The sequence below is a fragment of the Acinetobacter gyllenbergii genome (assembly GCF_001682515.1).
GTDB lineage: Bacteria > Pseudomonadota > Gammaproteobacteria > Pseudomonadales > Moraxellaceae > Acinetobacter > Acinetobacter gyllenbergii.
Genome location: NZ_KV575267.1, coordinates 1 through 24,705 on the forward strand (window position 1 = coordinate 1; position 24,705 = coordinate 24,705).

Genomic DNA, 24,705 nt, shown 5'->3' on the forward strand with positions numbered 1-24,705 from the left:
AATCGGTGCAGTCACATCTGTAGAAACCGTACCTGTACTTGGTAATGAGGTGTTACCCGCTGGGTCTGTCGCTGTTGCAGTAACCGTTTCACCATTGGTCAAGCCACCTGGATTTGGTGTGGTCCACGCCCCAGTCGTTGGATCTGTTGGGACCTGAACACTTGTACCATCTGGGAAGGTCACGGTCACAGTCGAACCAGGTTCTGCTGTACCACTGATTGGGTCGGTCGCATTGATCGGATCAAGCACTGGTGCATTTGGTGCAGTGGTGTCCACTGTATAAACTTGAGTGTCCGTTACATTGCTGCTGTTACCTGCTGCATCTGTAAACGTAACTTTTGCATCGATGGTCTTATCGCCATCTGCCAATAAACCACTGCCCGGTACACTCACACTCCACGTACCATTTGCTGAATTTACTGTTGCGGTATAAGTCACCCCATTCACAACAACAGTCACAACCGTCGTTGCAGCATCTGCAGGCACACCTGTTAATGTCCCCGTTAATGTCACATTCCCCGCCGATTCTGCCGCATTAATAACATTATCCGCAGTCACTGGATCAATGTTCAGCGTTGTACCAGAAACATCTGGCCCAACCGTATCCACTGTTTCAGTCCCTGGTACAGACGGGTTACCCGCCGGATCAGTTGCTACAGCTGTTACTGTACTGCCATTCGGTAAGTTACCTGGATTTGGTGTGGTCCATGCCCCAGTCGTTGGATCTGTTGGCACCTGAACACTTGTACCATCTGGGAACGTGACCGTTACTGTTGAACCAGGCTCCGCTGTTCCTGTAATCGGATCTGTACCATTGATTGGATTAATCTCTGGCGCATTCGGTGCAGTGGTATCCACTGTATAAACTTGTGTATCCGTTACATTGCTGCTGTTACCTGCGGCATCTGTAAACGTCACTTTTGCATCGATGGTCTTATCGCCATCTGCCAATAAACCACTGCCCGGTACACTCACACTCCACGTACCATTTGCTGAATTTACTGTTGCGGTATAAGTCACCCCATTCACAACAACAGTCACAACCGTCGTTGCAGCATCTGCAGGCACACCTGTTAATGTCCCCGTTAATGTCACATTCCCCGCCGATTCTGCCGCGTTAATAACATTATCCGCAGTCACTGGATCAACGTTCAGTGTTGTACCTGAAACATCTGGAGCTGTGGTATCAACTGTATAAACTTGTGTATCCGTTACATTGCTGCTGTTACCTGCTGCATCTGTAAACGTAACTTTTGCATCGATGGTCTTATCGCCATCTGCCAATAAACCACTGCCCGGTACACTCACACTCCACGTACCATTTGCTGAATTTACTGTTGCGGTATAAGTCACCCCATTCACAACAACAGTCACAACCGTCGTTGCAGCATCTGCAGGCACACCTGTTAATGTCCCCGTTAATGTCACATTCCCCGCCGATTCTGCCGCATTAATAACATTATCCGCAGTCACTGGATCAACGTTCAGTGTTGTACCTGAAACATCTGGTCCCACCGTATCCACTGTTTCAGTCCCTGGTACAGACGGGTTGCCTGCAGGATCAGTTGCTACAGCTGTTACTGTACCGCCATTCGGTAAGTTACCTGGATTTGGTGTAGTCCATGCCCCAGTCGTTGGATCTGTTGGTACCTGAACACTTGTACCATCTGGGAAGGTCACGGTTACTGTTGAACCTGGTTCCGCTGTTCCTGTAATCGGATCTGTACCATTGATTGGATTAATCTCTGGCGCATTCGGTGCAGTGGTGTCCACTGTATAAACTTGTGTATCCGTTACATTGCTGCTGTTACCTGCTGCATCTGTAAACGTCACTTTGGCATCGATGGTCTTATCGCCATCTGCCAATAAACCACTGCCCGGTACACTCACACTCCACGTACCATTTGCTGAATTTACTGTTGCGGTATAAGTCACCCCATTCACAACAACAGTTACGACAGTAGTCGCTGCATCTGCTGGTACACCTGTTAATGTGCCTGTTAAGGTTACGTTCCCCGCCGATTCTGCCGCATTAATAACGTTATCCGCAGTCACTGGATCAATGTTCAGTGTTGTACCTGAAACATCTGGTCCCACCGTATCCACTGTTTCAGTCCCTGGTACAGACGGGTTGCCTGCAGGATCAGTTGCTACAGCTGTTACTGTACCGCCATTCGGTAAGTTACCTGGATTTGGTGTGGTCCATGCCCCAGTCGTTGGATCTGTTGGTACCTGAACACTTGTACCATCTGGGAAGGTCACGGTTACTGTTGAACCTGGTTCTGCTGTACCACTGATTGGGTCGGTCGCATTGATCGGATCAAGCACTGGTGCATTTGGTGCAACGGTATCAATCGTCAATACTGCGCTATCTGTACCGACATTGCCCGCTGCATCTGTCGCAGTCACCGTCACCGTATGGTTGCCTTCACCCAAGGTCGGTAAAGTATTGTCCGCCAAGGTCCAAGTACCATCACCATTGTTCACCGCTGGATAGTTCACACCATCCACAGTCACCACAATCGTGGCTGTTGGATCATTCACGGTACCCGTCAATGCAGGGCCCCGTTAAGGTTACATTCCCCGCCGATTCTGCCGCATTAATAACGTTATCCGCAGTCACTGGATCAATATTAAATTTTACGGCATCGGTACTTGGTGGTGTGGTATCTGTATTGTTGTCATTATTTCCCCCACCTCCACCGCCACCACTTGCTGCTGCAATACCACCAATCGCAAGTACAGGTAAAGCCCATAGCCACGGACTGAAACCACTAGATGCTTCACCCGCATAAAGTAATGGCTCTACTGCCTGAATAGGTTGTAATGTTGCTGCTTCAACAGGTGCCGCCGCCGCCTCAGGCACAACTGCTGGAGTTTCTTCTAGAAAAACAGCCCCTTCATGATCATCATCATCTGAGTCCGCATCAGCATCGGCGTCCGCATCGGCATCTGCGTCTGCATCAGTTTCAGCATCTTTAAAATGCGCCCAAACTAATTGATTATCTTCACCTTGAAGAACCAGACTATTATCTGCTACTTCACTATTATTGAAGAAATTATGAATAACGATTGTTTCGCCATTCTTTAATACTACTACCGCATTTACACCATCTCTCTTAACAACTGAAATATCATTTGCAGAGACCTTAATTAATACAACTGAAGGTTCAGAAGGTAATGTGGCTGTTTTTCCCGTCGTATTTACAAGGGTTTGATGACTTTCCTTGGAAATAATTTGTATCTGAGACATGGTTATATTCCTCATTATAAATTTTTAATATTTAATCAGTTCTTAATGCATTATTAACTTAAGTTTAAATTATTGTTTCTAAGTGATAGAGTTCACAGCACCACTTTAAATCAAACCAAATAAATGTTAAATAGCTCACAAAATAAAAAAGTAAAATAACATTGAAACACTTCTTAACAAATAAACAAGATATTGATTAAAAAGAAAATAAAACATTAATTTTTTTTAAAATTAAAATTCAAATTACACTTTTAAACAAATAGAACCCCAATTACCATTAAATTCCCAAAAGGTATTTAAATAAAATTTAAAAGACTATTAAAATATAATATCAAAATAGATTTAGCATAAAAAAATATTTAAAAATTCTTAAAAGACATTTAAAAATCTTTTAGATATAAAATAAAAAAAGCCTTTCAAAAAAGGCTTTTTTTAACAAACAAAAAAAACATAGTATTAAAAGTTATCAGGATTCTCTAAACGCTTAACCTCTTCACGTTTATTCGGATGATGCATGGTTGCAACACCATCATCAGTTTTTTGATCCAATAAAATCTCTGGATTAAAGATAGTAATTGTTTCACGCCCCTGACTATCTTCACCTACAATATATTTAAAACCACGACGATTCATCTTATTACACAGCCGCTGATAGAAGCCTTTCAAACCTTGGGTCTCTTCACTCGGGTTGTAGTAGAAAGCATTCATTACAGCTGGTAAACCAAGACCACAAACCACACCTGATAGCAATACACTAATAAAGGTATAACCTATCAGGATGCTGCTGTATTGACTCAATTCAGGAATATTCGCTACAGCAAGGATCAATGCCAATGAAATGCCCCCACGCACTCCGCCCCAAGAGAGTATCGCTAAACTACCGTTATAGCTTTTATTTCGGAATGATGGAAATAAGGCAAAAGCGGCAAAGTTCGCCGCAAAGCGAGATAAATGTAGAATAATAAAGGCAATGATGCCACCAATAATCAAATTCGCACTCAAATCAAGGATAAACAGCTCTAAACCGATCAAAGTGAATAGGAAGGAGTTAATAATCCCCTCAACCGTATGCCAAAAATGATTGACCTCGCGAATTTCTCGCTGCTCACGAATTTCCTGCCATTTATTTCCGACGATCAACCCACCAATCACACAGGCAATCGGTGCAGAGGCATGTGCAAATAAAGCCACTAGATATGAACCACTGGCAAGTAAGGCCGTGGTTAAAATCAGAGATTCCATCTCATGTTTACCACGAAGTAAACGTAAGATCGCAAAACCAAATGCAAAACCGATAATTACTGCAACGAAGATCTCATATAATAAGGTTTCAACTGTTGCCAATAATGAAAAATGCTCTCCTTGTAAAACTTTTAACAGCGTCATAAATAAGGCAATACACATTGCATCATTAAATAATGACTCACCTTCCAGTTTCACAATCAAATGATGCGGTGCCCGAATAGAACTGAGTACTCCTTTAACCCCAATTGGATCAGTTGCACCAAGTGCCGCACCTAATAAGAGTAAAACACCGATTGGTACTGGGTAGCCAACCAGCCATTGAAATAAGTACAGTAAACCTGCATAAAATCCAGCACATAACACCAAAGCAATTGTGGCCAAAATGCTAATCGGCTTCCAGTAACTTCTCAAATCTGAAATTTTAAACTTCAATGCAGATGAAGTTAAAATAAAACAAATCACACCATTGATTAGAAAATCATAAAAATCAATATTTCTTACAGCAGCTTCAATATTATGAATATTAATGGTAATAAATTGATTGCCATTTAATAAACTCGCACCCCACTGTAAAATAAAGACAAAAATAGCCGAGACAATTGGAACACCAATGGCCTGAGGAAAACCTAATATTCGTTTATTAAAAATGGTCGTTGCAATGGATAAAGCAAAAACAACCGTCAATGCTTGCAAAAGAAAAAAGTTACCCATAAGACCTCTTTATTTATTCAATTTTAATAACATAGACCTGCTTTAAATTTTAAAATTTTAATAAATGATAAAATTTAAAATACTGTACGATTGAATAAAGAATGATGGCCTATGCTGTAATTCATTCATCTGATTATTTAATTCTTATTAACAAATGGTTTAAGCACAACAATAAACCAATCATCCTCAATTCAGCATAGACGCTATTATTTTACGTTAATTCTTCTTCTGATTCGTATATCTTCCGTATAAAAATCAAGGAGCAACGCTCCTTTTTTATCCTACTTAAAGGTATTACACTGATTCACATCACCCGATTTCAACCCAATTTGGAACCATTGCATCCGTTGTTCACTGGTACCATGGGTAAAACTATCTGGCACAACTTGTCCAGTCGCACGGCGCTGGAGATAATCATCCCCAATTTTCTCAGCTGCATCCATCGCTTCTTCGATATCACCTTGCTCTAAAAATTGAGTTCGTTTCTGATTCTGATGTGCCCAAATGCCTGCGAAACAATCTGCCTGCAGTTCCAAACGTACAGAAAGTTGGTTGCCTTGTGTTTGACTGGCTTGGGCACGTGCCTGCTGTACCTGCCCTGAAATACCTAATAGGTTTTGGATATGATGCCCTACTTCATGTGCAATCACATAAGCTTGGGCAAAATCACCCGCTTGATCCTGACGAGAGAGTTCAGTTTGATTCTGCTCACCAGAAATGCCCATTTGCTGACGCATTTCTTTAAAAAATGAGGTATCGATATAAACTTTCTGATCAGCCGGACAATAAAAAGGTCCCATCGCAGCCTGTGCAGTACCACAACCTGATCGAACCACCCCACTAAATAATACAAGTCGTGGTGGTTTGTAGCTCATCCCCAATTGTTGAAAAATCGGCGTCCACGTATCTTCGGTATCTGCCAACACCGTCCCAACAAAATCACTGGCCTCTTTTTGATCAGGTGTTAAGCTTTGTGGTGCACTGTCTTGCTGTGAAGACTGAGCATTGGTAACCGCTTGGGTTGCTTGATAGGCCTGTTGAGGGTCAACCCCAAAAAATTTCCAAGCCACAAAAGCGACCACCAAACCGATAATACTAATTCCACCTGCTTTCGCACCGCCACCACCGCGACGGTCTTCAACATTGGTACTGACTCGACGACCTTTCCAACGCATAACTACCTCACATAATTCTGATGATGACGACTTAGCTTTAAGCGGATGCTTTTTTTGGCCAGAATTTCTGAATCAAACTGACAACCATCAACACAACCGCACCTGCAAGCAACCCCACCCCTAAGTTAATTAAGGTTGGCGTTAAAGCACCAATAATTGAACCTACACTTGGAATCAGCTCTAAATGATCAACCGTTTCTTCAGTAAAGTGATGCAATAAAGGAATGGTATGCGTAATGATCCCCCCGCCAACTAAAAACATTGCAATCGTGCCTACAATTGAAAGTGTTTTCATTAAAATTGGCGCAAAAGCAAGTAAACCACGACCGATTGTATTTTTTAATTCAGAAGCTTGTTGTGTAAGATATAAACCTAAATCGTCAATTTTTACGATCATTGCAACTAAGCCATACACCCCGACAGTCATGACGATTGCAATAATACTTAATACTGTCACTTTATTCATAAATGCAGCTGTTGCAACGGTACCTAACGAAATCACCACAATTTCAGCAGAAAGAATAAAGTCTGTTCGAATTGCTCCCTTTACTTTTTGCTTTTCAAACTGAGCCAAGTCGACCTCGACTTGTTGTAAGTTCTCACTGGCTTCCTCTGCTGTTTTGGCTTTTTTATGGAACAGCATATGCACGACTTTCTCTACCCCTTCATAACACAGAAAGAGGCCTCCGATCATAAGCAATGGATTAATCAACCAAGGGGCGACAACACTAATCAATAGGGCCAATGGAACGAGAATTAATTTATTAACAAATGAACCCTTTGCAACACTCCAGACCACAGGTAATTCTCGATCTGAACGCACACCGCTGACTTGTTGGGCGTTAAGTGCTAAGTCATCACCTAAAACCCCTGCGGTTTTTTTGGCTGCCATTTTACTCATGACTGCAACATCGTCTAAAATCGTTGCAATATCATCCAGTAGTAGTAATAAACCACTCGCCATTTTTATGTCCTAATTTGTATTTATATACCCATTGTAGAATCACGCAGTGAAAGCACAATATGATTTTAAGAAAAAGTTAAAATTATCGCTGACGAAAAAAATTTATTTCTCGTACAATAATATCAATCTTATATCTATGAAATTACTGAATCTTGGAACATATCATGAGTAATGTTGATCAACGTCCCATCATTTTGACAGGCGACCGTCCTACAGGACAACTCCACCTTGGCCATTTTGTCGGTTCATTACGTTCTCGTGTAGGTTTACAAGACAGTCACCATCAACATCTGCTCTTAGCTGATGCACAAGCGATGACAGACAATGCAGATAACCCAGATAAAGTACGCAACAATATTCTTCAAGTGGCGCTCGACTATCTTGCTGTTGGCATTGATCCGACTAAAACCACGATCTGCGTACAGTCATGTTTACCTGCGCTCAACGAATTGACCATGCTTTATCTCAACTACGTAACTGTTGCACGTTTAGAGCGTAATCCAACGATTAAGTCTGAAATCCAAATGCGTGGTTTTGAACGTGATATTCCAGCGGGTTTCTTGTGCTATCCAATCGCCCAAGCAGCTGATATCACTGCATTTAAAGCAACGGTTGTCCCAGTGGGCGAAGATCAGATTCCAATGATTGAGCAAACCAACGAGGTTGTGCGTCGTGTGAATCGTCAAATTGGTCATGACCTACTACCAGAATGTAAAGCCCTGTTATCAAATATGGCTCGTTTACCTGGTTTTGATGGTAAAGCGAAGATGTCAAAATCCTTAGGTAATACCATTGTGCTCAATGCCACTGATAAAGACATCAAAAAAGCCGTAAATGCGATGTATACCGATCCAAACCATTTACGTATTGAAGATCCAGGTCAGGTTGAAGGCAATATTGTCTTTACCTATCTTGATGCTTTTGATCCAAATAAAGAAGAAGTAGAAGAGTTAAAAGCACATTACCGTCGTGGTGGTTTAGGTGATGGGACGGTAAAAAAACGTTTGGAAGGTGTGCTAAAAGAGTTAATTAGTCCAATTCGTGAACGTCGTGCCGAATTAGAAAAAGATCCGGATTACATCATGGATATTTTAAAACACGGTACAGACAAATGCCGTGATATCACTCAACAAACACTGGATGAAGTAAAAGCGGGATTAGGTTTATTTAGATTTTAATTTACGTTACTTTTCCCATAAAAAAGCCCACACTTGGGCTTTTTTTTATTTAACTATCTGATTAACTTTAATTATAAAACTTTATTAAAAAAATGAAAAACTAACAGTTTTCGTCACTTCTTAACATCAATTAACAGTATTTAACATGAATACCGATGAACTTAGTCAGGTTTTTTAATAATATGGCCTCGTAGGTTAGTTAACACTAATCTCATGACATTTCTCCTTTCAACCGAAACTGTTTTAAACAGATTCGTTGTTCAACGCACTGATCACCCCAATCATTGCGTTTTTTTTTGCCTGCAATAATGTGGTCGATATAGGTTGAAATTCAGACGTATACGCTTTACTCTTATAACTGTTTTATTTTTATAAAAAATTTATTAATTAACGCTAAAAGAAATAAGAGTAATCGCGATGATCTGGGATCTTTTAATACATCCGTCTAATTTGGTTTTTAGCATTGCTTTAATGCTGTGCCTATTTATCGGTATCCTTGAACTCATTCTTTTATTATTCGGTGGTAGTTCAAGTTTTCTAGAACAGTTTTTACCTGACAGCCTCAGTGAGGTTGATCATGCAAATGTCTCTTTAGAGTCATCAGAAAATATTTTCACCCAATTATTAGAATGGCTCTATCTCGGTAAAGTCCCTTTACTCATTTGGCTGATTATCTTTTTAACTGTGTATGCACTGACGGGCTTGATCATCCAAGACCTTTTTTTCCAGTTTACTGAACACTATCTATCAGCATGGATCATTGCACCTGCCTGCTTATTTTTATCAATGCCACTCGTACGCTATAGTGCTGCATTAATTGCCAAAATAATCCCCAAAGATGAAACAACTGCAATTCAAGCAGATGATCTGATTGGTAGAACTGCACACATCATTTTAGGGGATGCTAAACCCAACTCCCCTGCACAAGCCAAAGTTAAAGACCAATTTGGCCAAACGCATTACGTCTTGGTTGAACCCGAGCTGGATCTAGTTTTCCATCAAGGGCAAGACGTGATTTTAACGCAAAGAACCAAAATTGGATTCCAAGCGATTGCTGCTTAATTTTTATATTTATTACATGAGGGTATTTACATGTTGAATTCAGCATTGACTGAAATTTTAATTATTACTGGTGTTATTTTTGCAGCACTGATTTTTATTGGCATTATCATTGCCCGTCTCTATACCCGTTCAAGTAAAGAAGTCTCCTTTGTCCGCACAGGTTTTGGTGGCGAGAAAGTGATTCTAAACGGTGGCGCCATTGTTCTCCCTGTTTTACATGAAATTATTCCTGTAAATATGAATACCTTACGTTTAGAGGTAAAACGTGCCGCGGACCAAGCACTGATTACTCGAGACCGTATGCGTGTTGATGTGATGGCCGAGTTCTATGTTCGTGTCAAACCGATTGCTGAATCAATTGCAACCGCAGCCCAAACCTTGGGGCGTAAAACCATGTCCCCACCAGAACTTAAAGATCTGGTTGAAGGTAAATTTGTCGATTCACTCCGTGCTGTTGCCGCTGAAATGGCGATGGAAGAATTGCACGAAAAGCGTGTCGACTTCGTACAGAAAGTTCAACAAGTGGTCTCAGAAGATTTATCCAAGAATGGTTTAGAGCTTGAAACAGTATCCTTAACAGGTCTAGACCAAACCAGTTTTAAATTCTTTAACCCACAAAATGCCTTCGATGCGGAAGGTTTAACTAAACTGACTGAAACCATTGAAGACCGTCGTAAAAAGCGTAATGACATTGAACAAGATGCGGACCTTGCCATTCGTGCCAAGAACTTGGAAGCAGAGCGTGCACGCCTAGAAATTTCACGTGAAGAAGAATATGCAAAGTTGCAACAAGAGCGTGAAATCTCGATTCGTAAAGCTGAACAAACCGCAGAAATCGCCTCACAAGAAGCAGGTAAAAAACGTGAGGCTGAAGAAGCTCAAATTGCTGCTGAGCGTGAAGTGGAGCTAAAACGAATTGCTTCTGCTCGTGATGTAGAAAATGAAAATATCCAAAAAGCGCAGCTCATTCAAAAAGCACAGGTCGAACAGAAGAAAACTATTGAATTGGCTGAGCAAGATCGCGCCATTGCGATTGCTGAAAAATCTCGTGCTGAATCAGAAGCCAAAGCGCAAGCTGACAAGGCCCGTGCCGAAGCGGTAAAAGCAGAGGAAGAAGTTGTGACGGTACGTGAAACTCAACGCGCTGAGCGTCAAAAAGCAGTCGAGCTGGTTGCAGCTAAACAAACGGCAGAGAAAGAAGCGATTGCGATTACCGTAGCTGCTGATGCAGGTAAGAAAGCCGCTGCCGATGAAGCAGAAGCAGTACGTATTGCAGCAGAAGCAGATGCTGAAAAGATTCGCTTAAAAGCGAAAGGTGAGGCGGATGCAAAAATCCTACTTGCTCAAGCGTTGGAAAAACAATATCAGGTTGATGCGGAAGGTGCTCGTGCAGTCAATGAGGCAGCCAATACCTTGTCTGCTGAACAGGTAGAGATGCAAGTTCGCTTGGCACTGCTCAAACATTTACCAGAGATCATTCGTGAAAGCGTCAAGCCAATGGAAAATATTGATGACATCAAAATTTTACAAGTGAATGGCTTAAATGGCTTTGCAGGTGGTTCTGCTGTTTCAAGTGAAAATACTGAACATGGCTCAACGGCTTCATTATCAGATCAGGTGGTAAATAGTGCCCTACGTTACCGTTCACAAGCACCATTGATTGATAGCTTGATGAATGAATTAGGTCTACAAGGTGGGGACATCAATGGTTTGACGCAAGGGTTAAAACCAAAAGCGGAATAAATGTATATACGCCATTTATAGCACTCTTTTGTCAATGGAGACCGAAATGCCGAATGTTCGGTCTTCAATTTTTATCTTACGCTCTTCATTCTTTTCACTAGTATACATGCCAATCCATAACCTCATATTTTACAAGTATGAGTACTTTAGGCAAGATGAACCACTGCATTTCACTGAACTTCAGCCAAGAATAGTTTGATAATCGAGGCAGCATGACTCGGCACAGCTTGAAGTAAACAGTGAGGTGCATCAATCGGTACAATACGAACGGTTGAAAGTTCCTTCTGTATAAAATATGCAGCCGTAGGTGGAACGACTCGGTCTTTGGTTGCTTGTAAATACAAAACTGGCACTGCAATGAATTTTAACTTTGACAAAACATTAACTGCGTGAACTGCATTCAGTCGTGCTTCAAACGCTGCAGACGACACCTGCCCCACTGCCAAAGCTAGAGCTGAACGAAGTTCTCTAGTCGAATAGCGACCGAGCAGTAGGTAATCTAGCACCGCAATCGGCGCTAACCTAGGTGGGAGGATTTTAAGCAGAGAACGAAATACCGAAAAAGTTGGACGAGGGTTGATCGCAAAGGTGCAGCATAAAATCACACCAATCAGACCTTTCGGCTGTGCCGCAGCAATAGAGATCGCGATAGGTCCAGAGAATGATTCACCAAGGATCACGAAAGGCTCATCAACTGGAAGGCTCTTTACAACAAGCTCTTCCAAAGTCTCATAACCGAATGCTTCTGTAGATGGATATCGAATAACTTTGACGTTAAAAGTATCACCAACTTCTGCGATCAGTGGCTGAAACAACGTGCCAGTGCCATCCATTCCAGGAAGAAGTACGAGAGCAACCATACAATACTAGCTACAGCTATACGGAAGATAACCATATAACTTTCCAAAAATTATTCCAAGGCTTCTCATCGATTTTATGTAATAACCAAAATTTGGGGATTAAAGCAATAATAACCCAATAAAAAAACCCCAATGTCTCCATTGGGGTTTTTTTAAAGATTAAAATCTAACGTATTACGCTAAACCTTTCTCTTTTAAAACTTGCAACATTGTTGAACCAAGCTCAGCTGGGCTACGCGTGTAAGCCATTCCTGCGCGTTCAAATGCAGCGAATTTTTCTTCAGCAGTACCTTGACCACCAGAAATGATCGCACCAGCGTGACCCATACGTTTACCTTTAGGTGCAGTTACACCAGCAATGTAACCGACTACAGGCTTAGTCACGTTAGATTTGATGAATTCAGCAGCTTCTTCTTCCGCTGTACCACCGATCTCACCGATCATGATGATTGCATCAGTATCTGGATCGTCTTGGAACAATTGAAGTGCTTCGATCTGATTCATACCTGGGATTGGGTCACCACCAATACCGATACAAGTAGACTGACCTAAACCAAGCTTAGTTGTTTGAGCAACAGCTTCATAAGTCAATGTACCTGAACGTGAGATGATACCAATACGACCTGGTTGGTGGATGTGACCAGGCATAATACCGATCTTACATTCACCTGGAGTGATCACGCCTGGGCAGTTAGGACCAACTAAACGAGTACCGTTACCGTTAGTTTCTAAGTAGCGTTTCGCTTTAAGCATGTCGATTGTTGGAACACCCTCAGTGATCACAACGATTAGGCCAACACCTGAATCAACCGCTTCAACGATTGAGTCTAAAACGAATGGAGCTGGTACATAGATTACAGATGCATCTGCATTTGTTTCACGTACCGCTTCTTTCATTGTGTTGAATACTGGTAGGTCAAGGTGAGTTGTACCACCTTTACCTGGAGTAACACCACCAACAACTTTTGTACCGTAGTCTAAAGCTTGTGCAGAGTGGAAAGTACCGTTTTTACCAGTAAAACCTTGTACCAATACTTTAGTGTCTTTATTAATTAATACGCTCATGATTGATACTCCTTACGCTTTAACTGCAGCTACAACTTTTTCTGCGGCATCAGATAAACCGTTCGCAGAAATTAATTTCAAACCTGATTCATCAAGTAATTTAGCACCTAACTCAGCGTTGTTACCTTCTAAACGAACAACAACTGGTACAGTTACATTTACTTCTTGAACCGCTGCAATAATTGCTTCAGCAATCATGTCACAACGTACGATACCACCGAAGATGTTGATTAAAACACCTTGTACAGATGTATCAGCAAGGATGATTTTGAACGCTTCGATTACGCGCTCTTTCGTTGCACCGCCACCAACGTCAAGGAAGTTTGCAGGCTGACCACCATAAAGTTTGATGATGTCCATGGTTGCCATTGCAAGACCAGCACCGTTCACCATACAACCAATGTTACCTTCTAAAGCAACATAGTTAAGGTCAAATTCAGATGCTTTCAATTCACGCTCATTCTCTTGAGACTTGTCACGTAAAGCAGCAACTTTAGGTAAACGGTAAAGCGCGTTAGAATCGATACCAACTTTCGCATCTACACATAAAATATCGCCATTTTCACGAACTGAAAGTGGGTTAATTTCGAATAATGCAAAGTCATTTTCAACAAATGCTTGGTAAGCAGCAGCCATAATTTTTACAAATTGGCTGATTTGCTTGTCTTTCAAACCTAAAGCAAACGCAACTTCACGTGCTTGGAAAGGTTGTAAGCCAACTAAAGGATCAACTTCAACTTTGATAATTTTTTCAGGCGTTTCTTCTGCAACTTTCTCGATTTCTACACCACCTTCGGTAGAAGCCATGAAAGTAATACGACGGCTAGAACGGTCTACAACCGCGCCTAAGTAAAGCTCACGCTCAACAGGATAAACGTCTTCAGCAACGATAATGCTGTTAACTGGTTGACCATTTGCATCTGTTTGATACGTTACAAGACGAGTACCAATGATGTTGTTAGCAAATTCAATTACATCTTCTTTAGATTTTGCAACTTTAACGCCGCCAGCCTTACCACGGCCACCAGCATGAACTTGCGCTTTCATTACTGCGAATTTACCACCAAGCTGTTCAAATGCAGCGACTGCTTCGTCTGCATTTGTTGCCAAGATACCTTCTTGTACTGGCATGCCATATTCTTTCAATAATGCTTTAGCTTGATACTCATGTAAGTTCATTTAGTTACCTACTATGTTGTTTGTAGTGATGCAGCCTAGATCTTCTTAAAACCAGACTGCTACATATTGAATCAATGATTATCTAAACTAGACAATCATCATCATTCAAAAAAGTGTGGCGAACCACACTTTATGTTTTATTTACGCTTACGTTGAATGGCGTGGATTGCACGACCGTCAACTGAAAGCGCTGCTTCATGTACAACTTCTGAGAATGTTGGGTGACCAAAAGTCATCAACTGTAAGTCTTCAACAGAAGAAACAAACTCAAGCGCGATCATACCTTGGTGTACGATATCAGATGCATTAGGACCCACAACGTGCATACCTAAAAGACGATCTGTTTTCGCATCAGCAACGAATTTCACAAAACCAGCAGTATCACCAGCAGCCAACGCACGACCATTCACCGCAAACGGGAATTGACCAGCTTTAACTTCGTGACCTTTTTCAGCAGCTTGTTCTTCAGTTAAACCAACCCAAGCAGCTTCTGGGTGTGTATAGATAACGCTGATAATCGTGTCATAGTTCACTTGAGCAGCATGACCGTGAATACGTTCAACCGCCATTACGCCCTCTTCCATTGCTTTATGTGCAAGCATTGGACCGCGTACCAAGTCACCAATCGCGTAAACACCTTCTACAGATGTTTGACATTGATCATTTACATCAACCAAACCACGCTCAGTCAATTTAATGCCTGAATCTTCAGCCAATAAACCTTCTGCATATGCTTTACGGCCTACACAAACGATAAGCTTGTCAAAAACTTGTTCTTTGTCTTCGCCAGCTTGGTTGTATTTAACCGTTACTTCTTGACCATTGGTTTCAGCGCCAGAAACTTTCGCACCAATGCGGATATCCAAACCTTGTTTTTTCAAGATTTTTTGATATTCCTTCGCCAATGCTTTGTCAGCCATTGGTAAGAATGCATCTAATGCTTCAAACACAACAACTTCTGAACCAAGACGACGCCATACTGAACCAAGCTCTAGACCGATAACACCTGCACCGATCACACCAAGACGCTTAGGAACTTCTGAGAATTTCAATGCGCCAGTTGAGTCAACAATTAAGTCTTCATCAACAGGTGCGACTGGGATATTTACAGGTACAGAACCCGTCGCAAGAATCACGTACTTCGGTTCTAAAACTTGTACTTCACCTTCAAACGGTGTGAATTCTACTTTTTTACCTGCAAGTAATTTACCCGTACCTTGTAACCACTCGATACCATTACCTTTTAGTAACTGAGCAACACCACCCGTCAATTGATCTACAACTTTGTCTTTACGTGCCAACAAAGTGTCTAAATCAAATTTAACTTCACCCGTGGTGATACCGTGTTCAGCAAGTTCGTGAACAGTTGCTTCATAACGGTGAGAAGAGTCAAGCAATGCTTTAGAAGGGATACAACCAACGTTTAAACAGGTACCACCTAAAGATGGCTTACCATTGTGAATACGTTTTTCGATACAAGCGACTTTGAAACCAAGTTGAGCTGCACGAATCGCCGCTTCATAACCACCAGGTCCACCGCCAATGACAACAAGATCAAACTGTTGAGACATTTTTATCTCCAAAATCCCATATAAAGGATCACTTTATATGGGAGGCAATATTTGTAGTATTAAAGATCAAGAATGAGTTTAGCTGGTTCTTCTAACAATTCTTTGATTGTTACCAAGAAACCTACAGCTTCTTTACCATCGATTAAACGGTGGTCATAAGAAAGCGCTAAGTACATCATTGGCAAGATTTCAACTTGACCATTTACCGCCATAGGACGTTCTTGGATTTTATGCATACCTAAGATCGCTGTTTGCGGCGTATTCAAAATTGGCGTAGATAATAATGAACCGAAAGTACCACCATTGGTAATCGTGAACGTACCGCCAGTCATGTCTTCGATACCTAATTTACCGTCACGCGCTTTGAAAGCGTAATCACGGATACCGTTTTCCACTTCTGCATAGTTCATACGGTCAGTATCACGAAGGACTGGTACAACTAAGCCACGCTCACTCGATACAGCGACACCGATGTCATAGAAACCGTGATAAACAATATCATCACCATCAATAGAACCGTTCACTGCTGGGTAGCGTTTTAATGCTTCAGTTGCTGCTTTAACAAAGAAAGACATAAAGCCTAAACGCGCACCATGACGTTTTTCGAAAGCATCTTTATATTGCTTACGCATTTCCATGATTGGCTTCATGTTAACTTCGTTGAACGTTGTTAACATTGCAGTTTGTTGTGTCGCAGCCAATAAACGCTCAGCAACACGCTTACGTAAACGTGTCATCGGAACACGTTTCTCGATACGCTCGCCAACAGCAACGCTTAATGGTTGAACTGATGTACCTGGCTTATGGTTCGCAACATCTTCTTTAGTGATGCGACCGCCACGGCCTGTACCTTGAACGTCAGCAGCATTGATACCAGTTTCAGATAATGCTTTACGAACTGCAGGCGCTTGGTTCGAATCAACTGCTTGAGTTGATGCAGCAGCCGCAGGAGCAGATGCAGCAGGTGCCGCTTCTGCTGGAGCAGCAGCTTCAGGAGCAGCGGCAGCAACAGCACCAGCTTCGAATTGAGCAATCACTTCGTCAGAAAGAACTGTATCGCCTTCACCTTTGATGATTGCAACTAAGCTACCATCAGCTGGAGCAACCACTTCTAAAACAACTTTATCGGTTTCAATGTCACAGATCACTTCATCACGTGATACAGGTTCACCTACTTTCTTGTGCCAAGTTGCGATCGTACCGTCAGCAACTGACTCTGGAAATACCGGTGCTTTAATTTCGGTTGCCATTATTTAGAATCTCCTGATTGTTCAACTTCAATCGCAAGTGCGTCATTGATAAGCTGAGCTTGTTGTTTTGCATGCAAGTATGGCGAGCCACAAGCAGGTGCGGCAGATGCTTCACGACCAGCATAGCTAATACGGATTTGTTTACCAGATTTAAGAACGTCTTCATACAAACGAGGAACGATGAATAACCAAGCGCCTTGGTTCTTCGGCTCTTCTTGTGCCCAAACAAGTTCTTGAATGTTTGGATACTCAGCCATAACTTCAGCTAAGCGTTGTTCTGGGTATGGATACAATTGTTCGATACGTACGATTGCAACATGGTTTAGACCAAGTTCACGACGTTTTTCGAGCAAATCGTAATAAACCTTACCACCACAAAGCACTAAGCGAGTTACGTCAGCTTTGTTGATTTGATCAATTTCATCAATCACAGTTTGGAATGAACCGTTTGCTAACTCATCTAAAGTTGAAGTCGCAAGTTTATGGCGCAATAACGATTTTGGTGACATTACGATCATTGGTTTACGAATCGGGCGAACTGCCTGACGACGTAATGCATGGAAAATCTGTGCAGGCGTCGTTGGTGTCATCACTTGCATGTTGTCTTCAGCACATAGCTGTAAGAAACGCTCTAAACGTGCAGATGAATGCTCTGGACCTTGGCCTTCATAACCGTGTGGTAACAACATGGTTAGACCACACACACGCTCCCACTTGGTTTCACCCGAAGCGATAAACTGGTCAATTACCACTTGTGCACAGTTAGCGAAGTCACCAAATTGAGCTTCCCAAACGATCAAGCTTTTTGGCAATGTCGTTGAATAGCCGTATTCAAATGCAAGCACGGCTTCTTCTGACAATAAAGAGTCATAGACCGCAGTGCGTGGCTGATTTTCTTTAATATGGCAAAGTGGGATATAAACAGAACCATCGACTTGGTTATGTAATTTGGCATGACGGTGCGAGAATGTACCACGCCCCACGTCTTCACCCGTAATACGAACCAAGAAACCGTCATCAAGCAAAGTCGCATACGCTAAGGTTTCTGCAGCACCCCAGTTGAGTGGCATTTCACCGGTTTGCATTTTCACGCGATCATCAATGACTTTTTGAACTTGGCGCTGCAATACAAAACCTTCTGGTAATGTATTCATGGTTAAACCAAGTTCTTTCAAACGATCGATGCTGAATGTTGTATCCCAAAGATCGGTGTATTCATGGCCCAAGTAAGGCGCCCAATCAACAAACATTTTTTTGTTTGGTTCACGAACAAGCGCATTGGCAACATGATTACCTGCTTCTAAATCAGAACGATACCCTTCAACCATTGCATCTGCGCTTGCGCGATCGAGGATTTTTTCTTGAACCAATTGATCAGCATACAAGGTACGCGTAGTCGCTTTCTTGTTGATCACTTGATACATCAATGGCTGAGTTGCAGATGGTTCATCCGCTTCGTTATGACCACGACGACGGTAGCAGAACAAGTCTAAAATGACATCTTTACGGAAAGTATGACGGAAATCATGTGCAAGCTGAGTCACGAAAATCACAGCTTCTGGATCATCACCATTGACATGGAAAATTGGTGATTGGATCATTTTTGCAACGTCAGTACAGTATTCTGTAGAACGTGTATCACGTGGATCAGAGGTTGTGAAACCAACTTGGTTGTTGATCACGATATGGACTGTACCGCCCACTGTATAACCACGTGTTTGTGACATTTGGAAGGTTTCTTGGTTTACACCTTGACCCGCAAATGCAGCATCACCATGTACGATCACAGGAAGTACGTCATCACCGCCAATGTCTTTACGACGAACTTGACGTGCACGAACCGAACCTTCAACCACAGGTCCAACGATTTCTAAGTGTGATGGGTTAAACGCTAATGCCAAGTGAACTTCGCCACCTGGTGTCATTACGTTTGAAGAGAAACCTTGGTGATACTTAACGTCACCAGAACCTTTCTTATGTAGGCTCTTACCTTCAAACTCACCAAATAGGTCAGCTGGGTTTTTACCCATAATATTAACAAGAAGGTTGAGACGACCACGGTGTGGCATACCAATCACAACTTCTTTACAACCAACACTACCTGCACGCTGGATGATTTCGTTCATCATTGGGATAAAAGACTCACCGCCTTCTACACCAAAACGTTTCGCACCAACGAATTTATTACCAAGATACTTTTCTAAGCCTTCTGCAGCGGTTAAACGCTCAAGGAAGCCTTTCTTCTGATCACTGGTATAGTTAAATTTACCGCGAACACTTTCCAAACGTTGTTGAATCCAACGCTTTTCTTTGGTGTCAACGATATGCATGTATTCCACGCCAACTGAACTACAGTAAGTCGCTTCCATGGCCTCAACCATTTCAGACAATGTTGCTTCTGCTTTGCCAATTGCGAGGTTGCCAGTATTAAATACAGTATCAAGATCTGACTTGGTTAAACCGTGAGCAGATAAATCGAGGTCAGGAACGTCTTCGCGTTTCGCAAGACCTAATGGATCGAGTTTAGCTTTTTGATGACCACGGTTACGGTAAGCAGCGATGAGTTGTAATACACCAATTTGACGACGCTCATGTTCTGTACTTACAGTGCTTTGTACGACAGGCTGAACTCGGCTTGCATTACGTCCCAAAAGGAGGAATTGCTCGCGCACACTGCCGTGTGGTTGATCACCTTTAGGGTATTTATCGAAATATTCACGCCAATCCTCTGACACTGAGGTTGGAGAAGTTAGGTACTGTTCGTATAGCTCTTCAATATACGCTGCACTATCAGCGGAAAGTTCAGTGTCAAGACGCGATGCGTCAGCAACTTCTTGCATTTTTGGACCCATTTCCTATTGCAAAAAATAATACAGGCTGCCTTTTAAGCATACCCATGATTCATAGTGTCAAACTGGTAAACACGACACTACTACTCAAGATCATCCAACCTTGAGACATTATTACTACACATCAGGAGTATTCCCTTTGATGTAACAAATGAGCTACGCACCTTCAATTCAAGGCCCATAACTCATTCTTCATACTCGATGAAATCGAGCAATTTTTTGCAAATCATTTTAGAAAAATTAACTCGAATTTTAACTTTTCTAAATTGACTTTTTTGATGAAATCTGTACAAATCAGCAAGACACTATCGAACGATAACATCAAGAATCTGTTTATTTTTTGATTTCATTTGTGGCAGAAATCCTAACATGTTCTCAGGCTTGGATTGATTTTTTTGACACATACCATCCATAAAGCAGCGAAATACACATATCAAATTATATTCTAATATACCGCCCTTTTGATAAAAGTTGCACTCCAATTGGTCAAAAATAAACATTCTCTACAAATCTTGCACAAACACTATTCAATCTGATGAAAAATAAACCAATATTTTAAATATATCGATTCTCATGATTTGTCTTAACAGCAAAATCTATAAATATTTAAGGCCGAATTACTGAAATTCAAGTCTAAAATATTTAAGTAAACACTTTTTAACCAAGCTCACCCTTTAATCAAATCCCAATAAAAAAAGAAGCCCCTTTCGGAGCTCCTTTTTCGCATTAGAAAAACAGATTAACCTGCTTGATCTAACAACATATTACGAATGTGACCAATTGCCTTTGTCGGGTTCAAACCTTTAGGACATACAGATACACAGTTCATGATCCCTTTACAACGGAACAAAGAGAATGGGTCGTCTAAACGAGCCAAACGCTCTTGTGTTGCCGTATCACGAGAGTCAATGATAAAGCGATATGCATTTAATAATGCTGATGGCCCAAGGAACTTATCAGGGTTCCACCAGAATGATGGGCATGATGTTGAACAACATGCACAAAGAATACATTCATATAGACCATCTAAGTGTTCACGTTCTGCTTGAGACTGTAAACGCTCTTTTGCTGGTGCTGGCTGATTGTTAATCAAGAACGGTTGGATCTTGTCATATTGATCATAGAACTGGTTCATGTCTACAACCAAATCTTTTACCACTGGTAAACCAGGTAAAGGACGGATCACAATCTTCTCTGGTAAATCGTTCAAGTTCCACAAGCACGCTAAACCATTTTTACCATTGATGTTCACACCATCCGAACCACAAATACCTTCACGGCAAGAACGGCGGAATGTTAATGATTCATCTTGCACTTTCAACGCAAGTAACGCATCAAGCAACATACGGTGCTTATCGGTTAACTCAAGTTTGAAAGTTTGCATGTACGGCGCTTTATCCTTATCAGGATCATAGCGGTAGATTTCGAATGTACGAGTGCCTCTACTCATCTTTGTTCTCCCGATTAGAATGTACGTGGCTTAGGTTCAATTGCTTCAACCGTTAATGGGCTGAAACGTACCGGCTTATATTCAAGACGATTGTCTGATGAATACCATAAAGTATGCTTCATCCACTCATCATCACGACGACCGTAAGAGTAAGTTGGGTGATCAGGTGCTAACTCATAGTCAACAACTGTATGCGCACCACGACATTCTTTACGTGCAGCAGCAGAAATCAGAGTCGCCTTCGCAACTTCATATAAGTTTTCAACTTCTAATGCTTCAACACGCGCAGTGTTAAATACTTTAGATTTGTCTTTTAAATGAATGTTACGAACACGCGGTTCAATCGCAAGAATTTCTTTTACGCCTTTATCAAGCAAAGCTTGAGTACGGAATACACCTGCGTGATCTTGTACGATGTCACGAATTGCATCAGCAACTTCTTGTGCGTTTTCACCCGTCGTTGAATCATCTAACTTACGAATACGATCTAATGTATTTACTAACACATCAGTCGGAAGCGGTTGATAATCATCGCCATGATGTTTGGTCACGTAATCAATGATGTGCTCACCCGCGGCTTTACCGAAGACCACAAGGTCAAGCAAAGAGTTGGTACCTAAACGGTTTGCACCATGTACAGATACGCAAGAACACTCACCGATCGCATAGAACCCTTTCACTGGTTTTACATAATCACGAGTACCAACATAATGATACTCTTTAGTGTCTTTGTTGTAGCTTGCAGAGAACTCACCTTCTTCTACGCCATGTGGTACAACCACTTGACCATGAATATTGGTCGGAATACCACCCATTTGATAATGGATTGTTGGTACCACTGGAATTGGCTCTTTGGTACAGTCAACGTTCGCAAACTTCTTACCAATCTCAAATACAGATGGAAGACGCTTCATAATCGTTTCAGCACCCAAATGCGTCATATCTAACAAGATATAATCTGCTTTAGGACCACAACCACGACCTTCTTTAATTTCTTGGTCCATTGAGCGTGATACGAAGTCACGTGGTGCCAAGTCTTTTAACGTTGGTGCATAACGTTCCATGAAAGGTTCGCCGTCTTTGTTACGAAGGATACCACCTTCACCACGACAACCTTCAGTTAACAATACGCCTGCGCCCGCAACACCCGTTGGGTGGAATTGCCAGAATTCCATATCTTGCAATGGAATACCTGCACGAGCAGCCATACCAAGACCGTCACCAGTATTGATATAAGCATTGGTTGATGCACGGTACACACGACCAGCACCACCGGTAGCAAATAAAGTTGCTTTGGCTTGGAATACTGCGATGTTACCCGTTTCTTGGTCAATCGCCGTTACACCAAGTACATCACCTTCTTCGTTGCGGATTAAATCTAATGCAATCCATTCAACGTAGAACTGTGTACCCATTTTCACGTTGCTTTGATACAAGGTATGCAATAACGCATGGCCTGTACGGTCAGCAGCAGCACACGCACGTGGAACTGCTTTTTCGCCGTAGTTTGCAGAGTGACCACCGAATGGACGCTGATAGATCGTACCATCTTCGTTACGGTCAAACGGCATACCTAAGTGTTCAAGCTCGTAAACAACTTTTGGCGCTTCACGCGTCATGAACTCGATTGCGTCCTGATCGCCTAACCAGTCAGAACCTTTCACCGTGTCATAGAAGTGGTAGTGCCAGTTATCTTCCTGCATGTTACCTAACGACGCACCGATACCACCTTGGGCAGCAACCGTATGCGAACGTGTTGGGAATACTTTGGTCAATACAGCAACTTTTAAACCCGCTTGAGCAAGTTGGTAAGCAGCACGCATACCTGAACCGCCGCCACCAACGATAACAGCATCGAAAGTGAGGTTTTGAATATTTGAATAATCTTCTTTAGGGTTAATTGCGCCCATGATCTCTTCCTATCAATTTGCCCAGAAAATCTGGATACCCCAGATTGCGTACACGAACACTGAAATAATGACAGCAGAAGTCAGTACAAGGCGTAAACCTGAAGCTGAAGGACCCATTTGACGAGTCGTTACATAATCAGTAAAGACTTGCCACATACCAATCCAAGCGTGTGCAACCAGCGATAACACTGCTAATAAAGAAAAAATCTTCATTGGCAAAGTCAGCATAAAGCCAGCCCATTGTTCATAACCGAATCCGCTATTGCAAAGGATCCAGCCAAACAAAACCACAGTGTATGCAGCTAACACTACAGCACTGACACGTTGGATATACCAATCGCGAGAACCTGAACCTGTTAAACCTGTAGCACTTTTCATCAGAACATAATCCATACGAATGCTGCGACAATACCAATCGCAGACAAGATCAATGAAACTGTAGCAGCGATACGACCGCTTTGAAGTTCTTCAGCAAAACCGAGGTCAGCAAGTAAATGCTTCACGCCTGCGATAAAGTGGAAAATCAAGCCAGCTACAAATACCCATACGATAAAACGTACAATGATATTTCCGAAAACGACATTTTTAACGTAGTCAAATCCTTCTGGTGAAGATAAAGATTTATCCAAAATCCATAAAAGAACTGCGACTAATAAGAATACGATTACACCTGATAGACGGTGTAGAATTGATGCAATAGCCACGGGTGAGCGTAAATTTACCGCTAACACCTGACCCATGGACAAATTGACAGGTCTGTTGCTTTTCACAGCGGGCATCCTGTAGGTAGAAACTCCATCCGGAGTTTGTTTGAATTAATTCAAAGGAAAGCTGGCATTGTTAGGCAAGCACAGCACATGCCTAACCTATAAACGACATCGAATTATAAAACGTGAAATATCAAAATACAAACAATCAACTTTCGCTTTAGTCGAAAAAAACTTTAAATAAGAATCATTCACACGCATAATAGCGGCGATTAATGCAGCAAGTTTAAGCAAAAACAACTATCTGATTGTTTTGTAATGATAAAAATAAAATACTATTTTTTATAGATACTTTTTAATTTTATAAATTCTTTTCTTCATATTTCACAAAAAATGCCCTTTTCAGCGTCAAAGCAGCGCAATTTTTCAAGCTTTATATATAGTCTAAAATAATACTGCTCATTTATATATTAAATATAATTAATTAATAATCTATGTTTATGCTTGTTTTTGCCAAATTCAATCAGTCATTT

16 protein-coding genes and 1 pseudogene are annotated in these 24,705 nt (G+C 41.7%); 3 read left to right on the forward strand and 14 right to left on the reverse strand.

The window, feature by feature from the left end; translation table 11 throughout:
* From NG55_RS15215 to NG55_RS15235, 4 genes and pseudogenes are all read right to left on the reverse strand, one after another.
* A pseudogene (locus NG55_RS15215) lies at nucleotides 1–3,253 on the reverse strand (Ig-like domain-containing protein); the annotation flags it as partial.
* A gap of 456 nt (nucleotides 3,254–3,709) precedes the next feature.
* Nucleotides 3,710–5,209, reverse strand: a complete 1,500-nt coding sequence (locus tag NG55_RS15225; RefSeq protein WP_016541327.1) for a cation:proton antiporter — start codon at nucleotides 5,207–5,209, stop codon at nucleotides 3,710–3,712.
* 281 nt (nucleotides 5,210–5,490) lie between these two features.
* Nucleotides 5,491–6,384 carry a KPN_02809 family neutral zinc metallopeptidase gene (gene ypfJ / locus NG55_RS15230; protein WP_065343718.1) on the reverse strand — a complete coding sequence of 298 codons (894 nt, stop codon included), beginning with the start codon at nucleotides 6,382–6,384 and terminating at the stop codon, nucleotides 5,491–5,493.
* A gap of 37 nt (nucleotides 6,385–6,421) precedes the next feature.
* Nucleotides 6,422–7,348 (reverse strand): DUF808 domain-containing protein, encoded by a 927-nt coding sequence (locus NG55_RS15235; RefSeq protein WP_065343719.1) that lies wholly within the window; start codon nucleotides 7,346–7,348, stop codon nucleotides 6,422–6,424.
* 164 nt (nucleotides 7,349–7,512) lie between these two features.
* On the opposite strand from NG55_RS15235, the gene trpS reads away from it, so the two are divergent.
* From trpS to NG55_RS15250, 3 genes are all read left to right on the forward strand, one after another.
* Nucleotides 7,513–8,526: a tryptophan--tRNA ligase gene (gene trpS / locus NG55_RS15240; protein ID WP_023271589.1), complete on the forward strand. Its 1,014-nt coding sequence runs from the start codon at nucleotides 7,513–7,515 to the stop codon at nucleotides 8,524–8,526.
* A 417-nt stretch (nucleotides 8,527–8,943) separates the two neighbouring features.
* Nucleotides 8,944–9,588, forward strand: coding sequence for a YqiJ family protein (locus NG55_RS15245; RefSeq protein ID WP_016541331.1), 645 nt, complete (start codon nucleotides 8,944–8,946; stop codon nucleotides 9,586–9,588).
* A gap of 30 nt (nucleotides 9,589–9,618) precedes the next feature.
* Nucleotides 9,619–11,331 carry a flotillin family protein gene (locus NG55_RS15250; protein ID WP_016541332.1) on the forward strand — a complete coding sequence of 571 codons (1,713 nt, stop codon included), beginning with the start codon at nucleotides 9,619–9,621 and terminating at the stop codon, nucleotides 11,329–11,331.
* A gap of 170 nt (nucleotides 11,332–11,501) precedes the next feature.
* Here the strand turns inward: NG55_RS15250 and NG55_RS15255 are convergent, their stop codons facing one another.
* From NG55_RS15255 to sdhC, 10 genes are all read right to left on the reverse strand, one after another.
* A complete protein-coding gene (locus NG55_RS15255; RefSeq protein ID WP_016541333.1) occupies nucleotides 11,502–12,191 on the reverse strand; it encodes an alpha/beta fold hydrolase in 690 nt (229 codons plus the stop codon).
* A 174-nt stretch (nucleotides 12,192–12,365) separates the two neighbouring features.
* Nucleotides 12,366–13,256 (reverse strand): succinate--CoA ligase subunit alpha, encoded by an 891-nt coding sequence (sucD, locus tag NG55_RS15260; protein ID WP_003655479.1) that lies wholly within the window; start codon nucleotides 13,254–13,256, stop codon nucleotides 12,366–12,368.
* Between the two features lie 12 nt (nucleotides 13,257–13,268).
* Complete coding sequence (sucC, locus tag NG55_RS15265; protein WP_003655470.1) at nucleotides 13,269–14,435, reverse strand: ADP-forming succinate--CoA ligase subunit beta; 1,167 nt, start codon at nucleotides 14,433–14,435, stop codon at nucleotides 13,269–13,271.
* A gap of 137 nt (nucleotides 14,436–14,572) precedes the next feature.
* Nucleotides 14,573–16,006: a dihydrolipoyl dehydrogenase gene (lpdA, locus tag NG55_RS15270; RefSeq protein ID WP_004803172.1), complete on the reverse strand. Its 1,434-nt coding sequence runs from the start codon at nucleotides 16,004–16,006 to the stop codon at nucleotides 14,573–14,575.
* Between the two features lie 59 nt (nucleotides 16,007–16,065).
* Nucleotides 16,066–17,256, reverse strand: a complete 1,191-nt coding sequence (odhB, locus tag NG55_RS15275) for a 2-oxoglutarate dehydrogenase complex dihydrolipoyllysine-residue succinyltransferase (RefSeq protein WP_065343720.1) — start codon at nucleotides 17,254–17,256, stop codon at nucleotides 16,066–16,068.
* A complete protein-coding gene (locus NG55_RS15280) occupies nucleotides 17,256–20,096 on the reverse strand; it encodes a 2-oxoglutarate dehydrogenase E1 component (RefSeq protein ID WP_016541334.1) in 2,841 nt (946 codons plus the stop codon). Before NG55_RS15280 ends, odhB begins: the two co-directional genes overlap by 1 nt.
* A 748-nt stretch (nucleotides 20,097–20,844) precedes the next feature.
* Nucleotides 20,845–21,555 (reverse strand): succinate dehydrogenase iron-sulfur subunit, encoded by a 711-nt coding sequence (locus NG55_RS15290; protein ID WP_004664446.1) that lies wholly within the window; start codon nucleotides 21,553–21,555, stop codon nucleotides 20,845–20,847.
* Between the two features lie 14 nt (nucleotides 21,556–21,569).
* The gene (locus tag NG55_RS15295; protein ID WP_016541336.1) at nucleotides 21,570–23,465 is read right to left on the reverse strand and encodes an FAD-dependent oxidoreductase; all 1,896 of its coding nucleotides are present in this window, start codon (nucleotides 23,463–23,465) and stop codon (nucleotides 21,570–21,572) included.
* Nucleotides 23,466–23,477: 12 nt separating this feature from the next.
* Nucleotides 23,478–23,843 carry a succinate dehydrogenase, hydrophobic membrane anchor protein gene (gene sdhD, locus NG55_RS15300; RefSeq protein ID WP_004652198.1) on the reverse strand — a complete coding sequence of 122 codons (366 nt, stop codon included), beginning with the start codon at nucleotides 23,841–23,843 and terminating at the stop codon, nucleotides 23,478–23,480.
* Nucleotides 23,843–24,244: a succinate dehydrogenase, cytochrome b556 subunit gene (gene sdhC, locus NG55_RS15305; RefSeq protein ID WP_010589984.1), complete on the reverse strand. Its 402-nt coding sequence runs from the start codon at nucleotides 24,242–24,244 to the stop codon at nucleotides 23,843–23,845. The genes sdhD and sdhC overlap by 1 nt, the downstream gene beginning before the upstream one ends.
* Nucleotides 24,245–24,705: the final 461 nt, after the last annotated feature.